General features: G+C 62.6%; 15 protein-coding genes. 5 read left to right on the top strand and 10 right to left on the bottom strand.

Annotated elements, in window-relative coordinates; genetic code table 11:
* Window positions 1-4: 4 nt before the first annotated feature.
* On the top strand, window positions 5-1,354 hold the full coding sequence (gene accC, locus AC2FMD_RS03945; RefSeq protein ID WP_496678473.1) for an acetyl-CoA carboxylase biotin carboxylase subunit: 1,350 nt from the start codon (window positions 5-7) through the stop codon (window positions 1,352-1,354).
* Between the two features lie 51 nt (window positions 1,355-1,405).
* Window positions 1,406-2,038, top strand: a complete 633-nt coding sequence (gene aat, locus AC2FMD_RS03940) for a leucyl/phenylalanyl-tRNA--protein transferase (RefSeq protein WP_496743240.1) — start codon at window positions 1,406-1,408, stop codon at window positions 2,036-2,038.
* Here aat and AC2FMD_RS03935 read toward each other — a convergent pair.
* The 6 genes from AC2FMD_RS03935 to AC2FMD_RS03910 form a co-directional block, all read right to left on the bottom strand.
* Window positions 2,002-2,361 (bottom strand): DUF2155 domain-containing protein, encoded by a 360-nt coding sequence (locus AC2FMD_RS03935; protein ID WP_496743239.1) that lies wholly within the window; start codon window positions 2,359-2,361, stop codon window positions 2,002-2,004. The genes aat and AC2FMD_RS03935 overlap by 37 nt on opposite strands.
* Window positions 2,358-2,810 (bottom strand): outer membrane lipid asymmetry maintenance protein MlaD, encoded by a 453-nt coding sequence (gene mlaD, locus AC2FMD_RS03930; protein WP_496678477.1) that lies wholly within the window; start codon window positions 2,808-2,810, stop codon window positions 2,358-2,360. The genes AC2FMD_RS03935 and mlaD overlap by 4 nt, the downstream gene beginning before the upstream one ends.
* A gap of 11 nt (window positions 2,811-2,821) precedes the next feature.
* Entirely contained in the window at window positions 2,822-3,205 is a 384-nt protein-coding gene (locus tag AC2FMD_RS03925; RefSeq protein ID WP_496678479.1) for an NADH:ubiquinone oxidoreductase subunit NDUFA12, read from the bottom strand.
* Between the two features lie 79 nt (window positions 3,206-3,284).
* Window positions 3,285-3,647 (bottom strand): RidA family protein, encoded by a 363-nt coding sequence (locus AC2FMD_RS03920; RefSeq protein WP_496687325.1) that lies wholly within the window; start codon window positions 3,645-3,647, stop codon window positions 3,285-3,287.
* Between the two features lie 63 nt (window positions 3,648-3,710).
* Complete coding sequence (clpX, locus tag AC2FMD_RS03915; protein WP_496678483.1) at window positions 3,711-4,979, bottom strand: ATP-dependent Clp protease ATP-binding subunit ClpX; 1,269 nt, start codon at window positions 4,977-4,979, stop codon at window positions 3,711-3,713.
* A 134-nt stretch (window positions 4,980-5,113) separates the two neighbouring features.
* Window positions 5,114-5,746, bottom strand: coding sequence for an ATP-dependent Clp protease proteolytic subunit (locus tag AC2FMD_RS03910; RefSeq protein WP_149777001.1), 633 nt, complete (start codon window positions 5,744-5,746; stop codon window positions 5,114-5,116).
* 326 nt (window positions 5,747-6,072) lie between these two features.
* Between AC2FMD_RS03910 and AC2FMD_RS03905 the strand changes: the two genes are divergently transcribed.
* Window positions 6,073-6,408: an ArsR/SmtB family transcription factor gene (locus tag AC2FMD_RS03905; protein ID WP_496713318.1), complete on the top strand. Its 336-nt coding sequence runs from the start codon at window positions 6,073-6,075 to the stop codon at window positions 6,406-6,408.
* A 557-nt stretch (window positions 6,409-6,965) separates the two neighbouring features.
* On the opposite strand, the gene AC2FMD_RS03900 is transcribed toward AC2FMD_RS03905, so the two are convergent.
* On the bottom strand, window positions 6,966-9,248 hold the full coding sequence (locus AC2FMD_RS03900) for an adenosylcobalamin-dependent ribonucleoside-diphosphate reductase (protein ID WP_496794696.1): 2,283 nt from the start codon (window positions 9,246-9,248) through the stop codon (window positions 6,966-6,968).
* 129 nt (window positions 9,249-9,377) lie between these two features.
* On the opposite strand from AC2FMD_RS03900, the gene AC2FMD_RS03895 reads away from it, so the two are divergent.
* On the top strand, window positions 9,378-9,809 hold the full coding sequence (locus AC2FMD_RS03895; RefSeq protein ID WP_149776173.1) for a DUF1489 family protein: 432 nt from the start codon (window positions 9,378-9,380) through the stop codon (window positions 9,807-9,809).
* Between the two features lie 2 nt (window positions 9,810-9,811).
* Here AC2FMD_RS03895 and hisG read toward each other — a convergent pair whose 3' ends face one another.
* From hisG to hisS, 3 genes are read right to left on the bottom strand one after another with little or no spacing between them, the layout of a single operon-like run.
* Window positions 9,812-10,501 (bottom strand): ATP phosphoribosyltransferase, encoded by a 690-nt coding sequence (gene hisG / locus AC2FMD_RS03890; RefSeq protein ID WP_260064940.1) that lies wholly within the window; start codon window positions 10,499-10,501, stop codon window positions 9,812-9,814.
* The gene (locus AC2FMD_RS03885; RefSeq protein WP_496727603.1) at window positions 10,498-11,586 is read right to left on the bottom strand and encodes an ATP phosphoribosyltransferase regulatory subunit; all 1,089 of its coding nucleotides are present in this window, start codon (window positions 11,584-11,586) and stop codon (window positions 10,498-10,500) included. The genes hisG and AC2FMD_RS03885 overlap by 4 nt, the downstream gene beginning before the upstream one ends.
* A 3-nt stretch (window positions 11,587-11,589) precedes the next feature.
* Window positions 11,590-13,077: a histidine--tRNA ligase gene (gene hisS / locus AC2FMD_RS03880; RefSeq protein ID WP_496743238.1), complete on the bottom strand. Its 1,488-nt coding sequence runs from the start codon at window positions 13,075-13,077 to the stop codon at window positions 11,590-11,592.
* A 128-nt stretch (window positions 13,078-13,205) separates the two neighbouring features.
* On the opposite strand from hisS, the gene AC2FMD_RS03875 reads away from it, so the two are divergent.
* A complete protein-coding gene (locus AC2FMD_RS03875; protein ID WP_093964614.1) occupies window positions 13,206-13,400 on the top strand; it encodes a SlyX family protein in 195 nt (64 codons plus the stop codon).
* The last annotated feature ends 7 nt before the right edge of the window (window positions 13,401-13,407 follow it).

Below are 13,407 nucleotides of genomic sequence, written 5' to 3'. Positions count from 1 at the left end.
GCCCATGTTCGACAAGATCCTGATTGCCAACCGAGGCGAGATCGCCCTGCGTGTGATCCGTGCCGCGCGCGAGATGGGGATTGCGACGGTCGCGGTGCATTCGACCGCCGACAGCGACGCCATGCATGTGCGCATGGCCGACGAATCCGTCTGCATCGGCCCGGCACCCAGCCCGCAAAGCTATCTATCCATTCCCGCCATCATCTCGGCGTGCGAGATCACCGGCGCGCAGGCGATCCATCCCGGCTATGGCTTCCTGTCTGAAAACGCCGATTTCGTGCAGATCGTCGAAGACCACGGCATCACCTTCATTGGCCCCACTGCGGAACACATCCGCATCATGGGCGACAAGATCACCGCTAAGGATACGATGAAGGAACTGGGCGTGCCCTGCGTGCCCGGCTCGGACGGAGGTGTGCCCGATCTGGCCACGGCCAAGCGGATCGGTGAAGAAATCGGCTATCCGGTCATCATCAAGGCCACCGCCGGCGGCGGCGGGCGCGGCATGAAGGTTGCCCAGACCGCCGACGAGATGGAAAGCGCCTTCATGACCGCGCGGGCCGAAGGCAAGGCCGCCTTCGGCAATGACGAGGTCTATATCGAGAAATACCTGACGACGCCCCGCCACATCGAGATCCAGGTCTTTGGCGATGGCAAGGGCAACGCGGTCCATCTGGGCGAGCGCGACTGCTCGCTGCAGCGGCGCCACCAAAAGGTGTTCGAAGAGGCCCCAGGCCCCTGCATCACCCCCGAGGAGCGCGCGCGCATCGGCAAGATCTGCGCCGAGGCAGTTGCCAAGATCAACTATATCGGCGCCGGTACGATCGAGTTCCTCTATGAGAACGGCGAGTTCTATTTCATCGAGATGAACACCCGCCTGCAGGTGGAACACCCCGTGACCGAGGCCATCTTCGGCGTCGATCTGGTGCGCGAGCAAATCCTTGTAGCCGCGGGCGAGCCCATGTCCTTCGGTCAGGACGACCTCAAGATCAATGGCCATGCAATCGAGGTGCGGATCAACGCGGAAAAACTGCCCAACTTCTCGCCTTGCCCGGGCAAGATCACGGCCTACCACGCGCCGGGCGGCTTGGGTGTGCGGATGGATTCAGCCCTGTATGACGGGTACTCGATCCCGCCCTACTACGACTCTCTGATCGGCAAGCTGATCGTGCACGGCCGCGACCGCCCCGAAGCCCTGGCGCGCCTGAACCGGGCCCTGGGCGAACTGATCGTGGACGGCATCGACACCACCATTCCGCTGTTCCGCGCCCTGCTGCAAGAGCCCGACATCCACAGCGGCGACTACAACATCCACTGGCTGGAGCACTGGCTTGCGGAGAACATGTCCCAGTAATTCAGGCCGCCCGGAGAAATGCTCTCCGGGCGCCTTTCGCTCGGGCTCCGCATGAGCCTGACGCCCGACCTTCTGCTGCATGGCTATTCCGTCGGCATCTTCCCGATGGCCGAGCATCGAAACGATCCGGAGCTTTTCTGGGTCGATCCTCGGCTGCGCGGCGTGTTCCCTCTGGACGGGTTCCATATTTCGCGCAGCCTGCGTCGACGCATCCGCAACTGTGGGTTCTCCGCCACCGTCAACCGCGATTTCCAGGCCGTCGTGGACGGCTGCGCCGACCGGGCCGACACCTGGATCAACGGCCAACTCCGCCGCCTGTATGCGCAGCTGCACGAGACGGGCCACGCCCATTCACTGGAATTGTGGGAGGGCGACACTTTGGTCGGCGGTGTTTTCGGTGTGACGCTGGGGGCGGCCTTCTTCGGGGAAAGCATGTTCTCACGCCGCAGGGACGCATCAAAAATCGCACTGGCCTATCTGGTCGACCGACTGCGCCAGACAGGGTTTCAGCTGTTCGACACGCAATTCCTGACCGCGCACCTGGCGTCATTGGGGGCGATTGAGGTTCCCCGGCACGAATATCGCAGGCTTCTGGATCAGGCCACCGCCGGCAGCGCTGATTTCACCGCACCGCTGTCACAAACGCCTCAGGGCGTGATACAGCGGATCACCCAGACGTCGTAACGGGAATGGTCCAAGGCGTTCAGCGCGGGCGACGTCGCGATCATCCAGCCATCGAACAGCTGTTCAGCCTCGCCCTTTTCCCAGATCGTCAGAAAGGCAAAGGCGTCGCCGGTCGGGTTCTCGGTCGGATACCGGCAATCCCCCAGCGCCACGTCCAGCCCGAAGATCGAGGCCGTCTCGCCGGGTTTCATCTGCACGTCGACAGTCTGGCCATTGACCTTGTCCAGCCCGCGCAGCAGCGCCCCGGCCCCCGAGGTGACCTTCTGCTGTGCCTGGGCCGCGCCGGCCGCCAGCAGCACAAACATGGCCGCACGCATCATCATTCGGCGCTGTCCCCGGCCACGAACTTGACCAGCAACGAGATCAGACTGACCGCGCCCTGCGTGTCCTCGATCTGATCGCCGGGCTCGAAATAGAACGGCGAACCACCGGGCATGACTTCGACGAAGTTGCCACCCAGAAGGCCCTCGGACGAGATCACGATGGCGCTGTCATCGGGGATCTGAATGTCATCAGCCACCGAGATGGTGGTATCGGCGCGGTAGGTTTCCGCGTTCAGCTTGACGTTCGTGACCGTACCGATCTTGACCCCGGCCAGCCGTACATCGGTGCCCACGCCAACCCCTTCTAGCGACCGGAACGAGGCGCCCAGTTCATAGCCAGAGGTATCCTGAGACCAACCGGTCGACTGGCTGGCATAAACGCCAAAGCCGATGGCGAAGGCCAGCACGACGCCGCCGACCAGAACTTCGGTCATGTTGTGGGTCGACATCTATGCCTCGCTTATTCCGGGCGCCATGCCTCGTAATCCTTGCGCTCCACCGGTTCGGGGCGGCGCAGGGATCCGGCCGGCACATAGGCCATCGGCGTGCCTGTCAGGTTTTCCTGATGCGGTTTCTCCCACGACTTGTGGCGCAGCGGTTTTTCGGTGGGCGGCTCGTCCCATGTCCGGTGCAGCCAGCCATGCCATTCTGGATCGATTCGGCTGGCTTCGGCCTCGCCGTTGAAGATCACCCAGCGCTGGCTGTCATCGGCATTGCGATAGAACACGTTGCCCTGATCGTCCTCGCCCACCTTGATCCCCTTGCGCGCGGTGTAGATCTGGGTGTTCAGGGTTGCTCCGTTCCACCAGGTCACGGCCCGCAATAGAGTGTTCAGGATTCCCATCGGCTGCCTCCGGCATTTCTGTCCCCGCAGATATGGACCAAACCCTCGCAGAGGTCCAGTGCCACAAAGACCGCACCCGTCATGTCGGCAGCAAGGCCGTCACCTCGATTTCGATCCGGTATTTCGGGTCGATCAGGCCACATTCGATCATCGTGGCCGCCGGCGGGTTTGGCCCGAAGGTGTCGGCAAGAATGGGCCAGCAGGGCGCGAACTCGGTGCGGTCCGGCAGCATGTAGGTCACGCGGACCACGTCGGCAAACGATGCTCCGGCCTCGGACAGCGCCTTGCCGATGACCTCCAGGGCCGAGCGGCATTGATCGACAACGTCATCGCCCTGCCCCACGGTACCGGCCACATGCACCCAGCCGCCGGCGACCACGGCCCGGCAATAGCCGACCTTCGCCTCGAACTCGCCCCCCGAGGAAATTCGCCGAATCGTCATTTTGCCCTCATACGAAAACGGCGCGGACAATGCCGCGCCGCAGGTTTTCCAATTTCACGTGGATCAGCCTGCCGATACCGTTTCCGGCTCAGCGTCGGCATAGATGATCAGCGGCTGCGCGTCCGAGGTCACCGCCTCTTCGTTCACGACCACCTTGGTCACGTTCTTCATGCCCGGCAGTTCGAACATCGTGTCCAGCAGGATGTCTTCCAGAATCGAGCGCAAACCGCGCGCACCCGTCTTGCGCTCGATCGCCTTCTTGGCGATTGCCTTCAGCGCGTCCTCGGTAAAGTCCAGCTCGACGTTTTCCAGCTCGAACAGGCGCTGATACTGCTTGACCAGCGCGTTCTTGGGCTTGGTTAGGATAGTAACCAGAGCGTCCTCGTCCAGATCCTCGAGCGTGGCCAGAACCGGCAAACGGCCGACGAATTCCGGGATCAGACCGAATTTCAGCAGATCCTCGGGTTCCAGATCCTGGAAAATCTCGCCCACGCCGCGTTCGTCATTGTCGCGCACATCGGCGCCAAAGCCCATGGCCGAACCCTTGCCACGCTGCGCGATGATCTTGTCGAGGCCCGCGAATGCGCCGCCGCAGATGAACAGGATGTTGGTGGTGTCCACCTGCAGGAATTCCTGCTGCGGGTGCTTGCGGCCTCCCTGCGGCGGCACGCTGGCCACGGTGCCTTCCATCAGTTTCAGCAGCGCCTGCTGCACGCCCTCGCCCGAAACGTCTCGGGTGATCGAGGGGTTTTCCGACTTGCGGGTGATCTTGTCGACCTCGTCGATATAGACGATGCCGCGCTGCGCGCGTTCGACATTGTATTCGCTGGCTTGCAGCAGTTTGAGGATGATGTTCTCGACATCCTCGCCCACGTAACCGGCCTCGGTCAGCGTGGTCGCGTCGGCCATGGTAAACGGAACGTCCAGAATCCGCGCCAGAGTCTGCGCCAGAAGGGTCTTACCGCAGCCCGTCGGGCCGATCAGCAGGATGTTCGACTTGGCCAGTTCGATGTCACTGCCGGCCTTCTGCGCGTGGTTCAGGCGTTTGTAGTGGTTGTGCACCGCTACCGACAGCACGCGCTTGGCCCGCGCCTGGCCGATGACATAATCGTCCAGAACCTCGCAGATATCTTTGGGCGTCGGCACGCCGTCGGTGGATTTCAGCCCGCTGGCCTTGGTTTCCTCGCGGATGATGTCCATGCACAGTTCGACGCATTCATCGCAGATGAATACGGTCGGACCAGCAATCAGCTTGCGCACCTCGTGCTGGCTCTTGCCGCAGAAGCTGCAATAGAGCGTGTTCTTGCTGTCACCGCCTGAATTCGTCGCCATGATCTACCTTTCGGGCTTCATCCCTGCGGCCCCGTGCGGACCGCGCTTGCCACCTTGGACCGAGCTTAGGCCAGCGCCAAGGCAGCTACAATCTCAAAATCGTACCCCGCACCTGTGGGTGCGGGGTTTCGGCATCACGCTTCGTCGGGCTCGGCCTTCGTCCGGCTTTCGACGATTTCGTCGATGTGGCCCCATTCTTTGGCCTCTTCCGGGCTCATGAAATTGTCACGATCCAGCGCCTTTTCAATGGTCTTTTTCGACTGTCCGGTATGCTTGGCATAGATATCGTACAGGCGATCCTTCAGCTTTTGCGTCTCGGCCGCGTGAATCATGATGTCGCTGGCCTGACCCTGATAGCCGCCGCTGGGCTGGTGCACCATGATGCGGCTGTTGGGCAGCGCAAAACGCATCCCCTTCTCGCCCCCGGCCAGCAGAACCGACCCCATCGAGGCTGCCTGGCCGATCACCAGGGTCGAACATTTCGGCTTGATGTACTGCATTGTGTCGTAGATGGCCAACCCGCTGGTCACCACGCCACCGGGCGAGTTGATGTAGATCGAGATTTCCTTGTTCGGATTCTCGGCCTCGAGGTGCAGCAGCTGCGCGACGATCAGATGACTCATCCCGTCGTGGATCGGGCCGTTGATGAACACGATCCGCTCCTTCAGAAGGCGCGAGAAGATGTCATAGGCACGCTCTCCGCGGCTGGTCTGCTCGACGACCATCGGGACGAGCGTGTTCATGTAGGTGTCAACTGGATCGAACATTCGGAACCTGCCTGATTTGCTATGGACCGGGACCATACCCGGAAAGACGTTACACGAGTCTTAGTGTCGGCGCCGAGGGGCTGCAAGGGGTCAGCCGCGCCAGAGTTCGCGATGCGGACATGACCGCCAATCTACGTTGCCCGTATGCCATCCTCTGCAATCCGCGCAACAGGCCGAACTGCCCAGGCTGCTTGTGCTCGCATTACAAGATTGCGAAGCGTTCTTATGGAAATTCCCGATTACTAAGTGTAAACGACCGCCAGCAATACCCATGGAGCCTTGGGCACGCCGCCCTCGTCGAGTTACAGTCAAAAAGGTCAAACAGGATGACGCTTCCCAAGCTTTCTTCGGACATGTCCAACGAAGAAATGGACCGCATGGCAGAAAACGCGGCCCGTGCGGCGGGTTTTCTGAAAGCCATAAGCCACGAAGGGCGGCTGATGATCCTGTGCCATTTGGCCTCGGGCGAGAAATCAGTGACCGAACTCGAAGAACTGCTGTCCGCACGACAAGCCGCCGTGTCCCAGCAATTGGCGCGTCTGCGCTTCGAGGGGCTGGTGGTTCCCCGCCGCGAGGGGAAAGCCATTTACTATAGCCTGGCCGACGACCGTCCGCGCAAGATGATCGAAACGGTGTACGAGTTGTTCTGCTCGGACCAATGATTGATGCCGAAACCGGCATTCGATCAGGATTCCCGCCGCGAAAGATGCTTGTGCAGAGAGGTGGTTCGGTCTGTTTGAACCGTTTCGTAGGTTGGTTTTCCGCTCGGTTATGCCGCCGCGATTGGTGACGACGGGTTGAGATATGCCTGATCGGGTGTCTGCATTTCCAACGATGAATGCGGTCTCCGCGTGTTTTAAAATATCAGGTACCGGTGACCCTCCCCCAAAGAAGTGATCCGCCGTTATGTTTAGGAAAACGGAGGATCGGAATGGCAACGGGGAGACACAAGCCGGAAGAAATTGTCACGGTGTGAGGGGACCGTGGCCCGAATGGGGCCGCGCAAGCCCCAATCACACGGCAGGTTGAGGTGCTTGTCGGCCATTCTCAAGCAACCGAGGTGGCGGGTTCAAGAAAATTCAGCATTATGACCACACACACATTGGCACCCGGGCCTGAAACTGAAAAATGGATACCAAATGCTAGGAAGAAGGTCATTTAGACGCGCCAAATGGCCAAAAATTTCTGGTTATTTCACCTCAACTCCGCCCTTCCCCCATCAACCACATTTTGAATGGCCGCAGCTTGCGCAGGTCATGCAGCCTTCGATCATGCGCATCTCATACTGACCGCAGGACGGGCAGGCCTTGCCGCGGGGAGCGTCCATATTGACCACCTGCGCCTGCGGGTCGGATTTCAGTCCCATCCCTTCCCCCTCAAGGAACCCGATCGCGATCATGTGCTGCTCGATCACGCCACCGATCGCCGCTAGGATCGAGGGGATGTACTTGCCCTGCACCCAGGCCCCGCCGCGCGGGTCGAACACGGCCTTCAGTTCCTCGACCACAAAGGACACGTCGCCACCGCGTCGGAACACGGCCGAGATCATCCGGGTCAGGGCCAGCGTCCAGGCGTAATGCTCCATGTTCTTCGAGTTGATGAACACCTCGAACGGACGCCGCCGACCACCGATGACGATGTCGTTGATCGTCAAATAGATCGCGTGCTCGCTATCGGGCCATTTCAGCTTGTAGGTCGACCCTTCCAGCGACTGCGGCCGGTCCAGCGGTTCGGACATGTAGATGACATCGCCGCCATCCACCTCGTGCGGCGCATCCGCGCTTTCACCTGGCACCTTGTCGTCGCTTTCCGAAACGGTCAGCACCGAACCTGTCACGTCGTTCGGGCGATAGGTGGTGCAGCCCTTGCAGCCCTGATCCCAGGCCTGCATGTACACGTCCTTGAAAGCATCGAACGCGATGTCCTCGGGGCAGTTGATCGTCTTCGAGATCGAGCTGTCGATCCATTTCTGCGCGGCAGCCTGCATCTTGACATGCTCGGCCGGCGTCAGGGTCTGGGCGTTCACGAAATAGTCGGGCAGTTCGACGTCGCCGAACTTGTCGCGCCACATCTGAACGGCATAGTCCACCACCTCTTCCTCGGTGCGCGAGCCGTCCTTCTGCAGCACCTTGCGGGTGTAGGCATAGGCAAAGACCGGCTCGATCCCCGACGAAACGTTGCCCGCATACAGAGAGATCGTCCCCGTGGGCGCGATCGAGGTCAGCAAAGCGTTGCGGATGCCGTGTTCGCGGATTGCCTCGCGGACATCGTCATCCATCTGCTGCATGGTGCCGCTGGCCAGGTATTTCTCGGCATCGAACAGGGGAAAGGCCCCTTTTTCCTTGGCCAAGTCCACCGACGCCAGATACGCGGCGCGAGCGATCGCGTGCAACCAGCGCTCGGTCTGACGCGCCGCCTCGTCCGAGCCATAGCGCAGACCCAGCATCAACAGCGCATCCGCCAATCCGGTCACGCCCAGCCCAATGCGGCGCTTGGCCTGCGCCTCGGCGGCCTGCTGCGGCAGCGGGAATTTCGAGGCATCCACCACGTTGTCCATCATGCGAACGGCCGTGGCGACAAGCTCCTGCAATGCCGCCTCGTCCAGACGAGCCGCGTCTTCGAACGGTGCTGACACCAGCCGCGCCAGGTTGATCGAACCCAACAGACAGGCGCCATAAGGCGGCAGTGGCTGCTCTCCGCACGGGTTGGTGGCGGCGATGGTCTCGCAATAGCTCAGGTTGTTGGCCTGGTTGATCCGGTCGATGAAGATCACGCCCGGCTCGGCATAGTCATAGGTGGCCTGCATGATCTTGTTCCACAGGTCGCGGGCCTGCACCGTGTGGTAGACCTTGCCGTCAAAGACCAGGTCCCACGAAGCATCGGCCTTGACCGCGTCCATGAAGGCATCCGTCACCAGAACCGACATGTTGAACATACGAAGGCGGGCCGGGTCGGATTTGGCGGTGATGAACTGTTCGATATCCGGATGGTCGCAGCGCATGGTCGCCATCATCGCGCCCCGGCGCGAGCCCGCCGACATGATGGTGCGGCACATGGCGTCCCACACATCCATGAACGAGAGCGGCCCCGAGGCATCGGCGGCCACCCCGTGCACATCCGCGCCGCGCGGCCGGATGGTCGAGAAATCATAGCCGATCCCCCCGCCCTGCTGCATGGTCAGCGCAGCCTCTTTCAGCATGTCGAAAATGCCGCCCATGCTGTCGGGGATCGTGCCCATCACGAAACAGTTGAACAGGGTCACCTGCCGCGCGGTGCCTGCCCCGGCCGTGATCCGCCCGGCGGGCAGGTATTTGAAGTCCTCAAGCGCCTCGTAGAACTTCTGTTCCCAATGCGCGGGGTCCTTTTCCACCCGTGCCAGATCGCGCGCAATTCGCCGCCACGTATCCTCGACCGACTTGTCGATCGGCGTGCCATCCGCTTTTTTGAAGCGGTATTTCATGTCCCAGATCTGCTCGGCGATGGGGGCGGCAAAGCGGCTCATTGGTGATTCCCTGTTCTGAAAGAGGCACCCAGATTAGACCAAACCCGCGCTGAACCACAACAGCTTGATAGCGCGCAACGGTAGGCTACAATATAAGGATAGTCCATGGGACGACTCTGTGGGAAAGCTGTGGATAAGTACATCAACCTCGTGAAACTCTCGGTCGGGTCCGAGAGCGTGGATAGCCTGATCGCCTGGCAGGACAGCTATCGCCGGCGCTTTGCGGACGGCCTGCCCCGCCACATCACCCGCATGTGGCCCAAGCGCGAGGCCGAGATTCTGAACGGCGGATCGATCTTCTGGGTCATCAAGGGCGTCATCCAGTGCCGCCAGCGCATTTTGCGGCTGGACGAGGTGACGGGTGAGGATGGCATCCGCCGCTGCGCCATCGTGCTGGACCCGCAGGTCCATCGCACACAGGGCGCGCAAAAACGGCCCTTTCAAGGCTGGCGCTATCTGAAACCCGAGGACAGCCCCGCAGACCTGCCCGAAAGCCGCGCGCAGGACGACGCCCTGCCCGAGGATCTGAACCGCGCGCTGGCTGAAATCGGCGTGCTCTAGCCTCAGCCCAAACGGCGCATTACTTCTGCCAGAGCAGCCTTTTCGCCCCCCCCGTACTCCGCAACCCGGCTGCGCCACAAAGTGGCCTGCGATTGCAGGATCAACCCATCTGACAGGATCTTAAGGTGGTTGGCACGCAGGGTCTCGCCGGTCGATGTGATGTCGGCGATCGCCTCGGCGGTTTCGTTCATCACCGTTCCCTCGGTCGCCCCCTGGCTGTCGACCAGCGTATAATCGGCAACCCCAGAATCGGTCAGGAACTCGCGCACCAGGCGGTGGTACTTGGTGGCGATCCGCAGACGGTGCCCATGCGTGGCCCGAAAGGCGGCGGCGGCGGCGTCCAGGTCATCCAGCGTCTCGACATCGACCCAGCAGGCCGGAACCGCGATCACCAGATCGGCCTGGCCGAAGCCCAGCGGTGCGATTTCTTCGACCTGCTGTTCCCAGCGTGGCAATTTTTCGTGCACCAGGTCGGTGCCTGTCACGCCCAAGTGAATCCGCCCGGCAGCCAGCTCGCGCGGAATCTCTCCGGCCGACAGCAGGATCAGCGAGACATCCTCGATCCCGTCCACCTTGCCAGCGTATTCCCGGTCGGACCCGGCGCGCGACAGCTCGATCCCGTGGCGGGCGAACCAGGCAAAGGTTTTCTCCATCAGCCGCCCCTTGGACGGCACGCCCAGCTTCAGGGTCATTGGCCCGCCTCCTCGATTTCCAGCATCAGGTCGGGGCGCAGCACGCCACCCACCGCCGGGATCTCGGCCCCGTTGCCCAGCCGCCGCGTCAGCGCATCATAGCGCCCACCGGTAGCGATAGGCGGCAGATCGGGGCGGCGCTCGGCGTAGAAGCCGAAAACGAACCCGTCGTAATATTCCATCGAGGTGCGCCCATACGAGGCCTCGAAATCCAGCTTGCCGACATCAACGCCACGCGCCTGCAGGGCAGCGATCCGCGCCTCGAGCCGGTCCAGCGCGGGGGTGATCTGGGGCAGATCGACGGCGATGTCGCGCAGATGCTCCAGCGCATAGGGCATGGTCTCGCGCACGCCCAGCAGCGCGTCCAGCCCGGCCATCTCCGTGTCTGAAATCGGCGGTGTGTCGCGGTCGGCGCGCAGGGCGTCGATGCGGGCGGCGATCTCGGCCGGTCGGCGCTTGCCGATCATCGGCGCGTCGCATGCCATCGGGTCGGCCGCAGCGAGCAACGCGGCGCGGTGGTCCGGCTCGGGCTTGCGGCCCGCGAACCGGTCCAGCAGAGCCCGGAACCGACGCGGCCGCCACAGATGGCGCATCAGCGCAGCCTTGCGTTGGTCGGAGGTGCGCAGGCCTTGTACTGCAGCCGTCAGAATGCCGATGTCGCCGGTCGCCGCGCGCAGCGGCAGGCCCCGCAATTGCAGGGCAAACAGCGAGAACACCTCGGCATCGGCGCCTGCCGGATCGTCGCGGTCAAAGACCTCATAGCCCACCTGGATGTATTCATTGGCGCGGTCGGGGTCGTGTTCCTGACGGCGAAACACCTCGCCCGAATAGGTATAGCGGGCCGGTTCGGCGCCGTCGCGCATGTGCATCTGCACCACCGGCAGAGTGAAATCCGGGCGCAGCATCTGTTCGCCGCGCAGCGCGTCCGAGGTGACATAGGCGCGCGCGCGGATATCCTCGCCGTAAAGGTCCAGCAGCGTCTCGGCCGATTGCAGCAGCGGCGTATCGACGACCTGCGCCCCGGCGGCCTCGAAACGCACGCGCATCATCGCGGCCCGGGCCTGGATCTGGGATCGGTTGGGCATGGCTCAGTCCTGACTGTCCAGAATCTCGCGCACCTTGGCGACCAGATCGGCGCGCGGCACCTCGAACTGGCTGGGGCGTTCCTTCCATTCCTCAAGCGTAGCGCTTTCAGCGATCTTGGCGCCCAGGATCAGGTCCTTGATCTGAACCACGCCGCGGTCCTTCTCGTCCCCGCCCTCGATCACCGCGACGGGCGAGTTCCGCTTGTCCGCGTATTTCAGTTGATTGCCGAAATTCTTGGGGTTGCCCAGGTAGACCTCGGCTCGGATGCCGGCATTGCGCAGTTCGGCCACCATCGCCTGATAGTCGGCCATGCGGTCCCGGTCCATCACGGTCACGACGACCGGCCCGGTGTCATGTGACTTGATCCGCCCTTTCTCGCGCAGCGCGGCCAGCAACCGGTCGACCCCGATCGAGACACCGGTCGCGGGCACTTCCTGCCCGGTGAAGCGCTTGACCAGATCATCATAGCGCCCGCCGCCTGCGACGGAACCAAATTGCCGCTTGCGACCCTTTTCATCGAAGATCTCGAAGGTCAGCTCGGCCTCGTAGACAGGACCGGTGTAGTATCCCAGCCCTCGCACGACCGAGGGGTCGATCTGGATGCGATCGGCGCCATAGCCTCCCGCAGCCAGCAATTCGCCGATCTGCTCCAGCTCGGAGATGCCTTCAGCGCCGATCTTGCTGTCACCCACGGCCGCGCGCAGGTTGGCCAGCGTTCCGGCGGCGTCATCGGCTTTCGAGGTCAGGAAGGCGATCACCGGCTCGGCCTGATCGTTGGACAGGCCAACGCCCTCGATAAACGCGCCCGAGGCGTCCAGCCGACCCTTGGTCAGCAACTCGCGCACGCCCTGCTCGCCCACCTTGTCAAACTTGTCGATGGTGCGCAGAACGTCATCGCGCGCCGCCGCGTCCGCGCCCAGGCCCATGGCCTCGAGCACGCCGTTGAGGACCTTGCGGTTGTTGACCCGCACCAGATAGTCGCCGAGCGGAATGCCCACGGTTTCCAGCGTATCGGACAGCATGGCGCAGATTTCGGCATCGGCGGCCATGCTAGCCGTTCCCACAGTATCCGCATCACACTGATAGAACTGGCGATATCGCCCCGGCCCCGGCTTTTCGTTGCGCCAGACCGGCCCCATCGCATAGCGGCGATAGGGCGTGGGCAGGTCATTGCGATGTTGGGCATAGACCCGGGCCAGCGGCGCGGTCAGGTCATAGCGCAGCGCCATCCAGTCGCCGTTGCCGCCCTCGTCAAACTCCTGCCAGGCGAACACGCCTTCGTTGGGGCGATCGACATCGGGCAGGAACTTGCCCAGCGCCTCGACCGTTTCCACGGCGCTGCTTTCCAGCGCATCAAACCCATAGCGATGATAGACGTCCGCAATCGTCCGCAGCATCTCGGTGCGCTGCGTGACTTCCTGGCCGAAATAGTCGCGGAACCCTTTCGGCGTGACGGCCTTGGGGCGGGGCTGTTTCTTGGGCTTGGCCATGTGGGGCGTCCTTGGGATTTCATCACTTGCGCGCGCGGTCTATCCCATGGTCTGGGTCGGGGCAAGCCAGCGCTGGCATTGCGTGCGCCACAGCGGTATGACCGCACCAGATCACAGGAGCCCCAGCGATGCAGCATCTGGAAGAGAAAATCGCCCACCTGACCCGCACCGTGGATGACCTGAGCATGGTCGTCGCCAAGCAGCAGGACGAGATCGATCGCCTGACCCGCCATGTCGCGATGCTGATGCAGCGCGAGGCCGAACGCGCGCAGGAGGGGTCCGGCGGGGTCATCCTGGGCGACGAACGCCCGCCGCATTATTGAAGGGGCG

It is taken from the genome of Ruegeria sp. BHSC276, from assembly GCF_059612945.1.
Note: the sequence above shows the minus strand (reverse complement) of the source record. Positions and strands in the feature narration are given on the sequence as shown.

Bases quoted from the DNA above. Each gene is read 5' to 3' on its own strand.
- AC2FMD_RS03900 (WP_496794696.1), bottom strand. From the start codon at position 9,248: ATGAGCCGCTTTGCCGCCCCCATCGCCGAGCAGATCTGGGACATGAAA.
- clpX (WP_496678483.1), bottom strand. From the start codon at position 4,979: ATGGCGACGAATTCAGGCGGTGACAGCAAGAACACGCTCTATTGCAGC.
- AC2FMD_RS03925 (WP_496678479.1), bottom strand. From the start codon at position 3,205: ATGGGAATCCTGAACACTCTATTGCGGGCCGTGACCTGGTGGAACGGA.
- AC2FMD_RS03885 (WP_496727603.1), bottom strand. From the start codon at position 11,586: ATGCCCAACCGATCCCAGATCCAGGCCCGGGCCGCGATGATGCGCGTG.
- AC2FMD_RS03905 (WP_496713318.1), top strand. From the start codon at position 6,073: ATGACGCTTCCCAAGCTTTCTTCGGACATGTCCAACGAAGAAATGGAC.
- hisG (WP_260064940.1), bottom strand. From the start codon at position 10,501: ATGACCCTGAAGCTGGGCGTGCCGTCCAAGGGGCGGCTGATGGAGAAA.
- hisS (WP_496743238.1), bottom strand. From the start codon at position 13,077: ATGGCCAAGCCCAAGAAACAGCCCCGCCCCAAGGCCGTCACGCCGAAA.
- AC2FMD_RS03935 (WP_496743239.1), bottom strand. From the start codon at position 2,361: ATGATGATGCGTGCGGCCATGTTTGTGCTGCTGGCGGCCGGCGCGGCC.
- accC (WP_496678473.1), top strand. From the start codon at position 5: ATGTTCGACAAGATCCTGATTGCCAACCGAGGCGAGATCGCCCTGCGT.
- AC2FMD_RS03875 (WP_093964614.1), top strand. From the start codon at position 13,206: ATGCAGCATCTGGAAGAGAAAATCGCCCACCTGACCCGCACCGTGGAT.
- AC2FMD_RS03910 (WP_149777001.1), bottom strand. From the start codon at position 5,746: ATGTTCGATCCAGTTGACACCTACATGAACACGCTCGTCCCGATGGTC.
- aat (WP_496743240.1), top strand. From the start codon at position 1,406: ATGAGCCTGACGCCCGACCTTCTGCTGCATGGCTATTCCGTCGGCATC.
- AC2FMD_RS03920 (WP_496687325.1), bottom strand. From the start codon at position 3,647: ATGACGATTCGGCGAATTTCCTCGGGGGGCGAGTTCGAGGCGAAGGTC.
- mlaD (WP_496678477.1), bottom strand. From the start codon at position 2,810: ATGTCGACCCACAACATGACCGAAGTTCTGGTCGGCGGCGTCGTGCTG.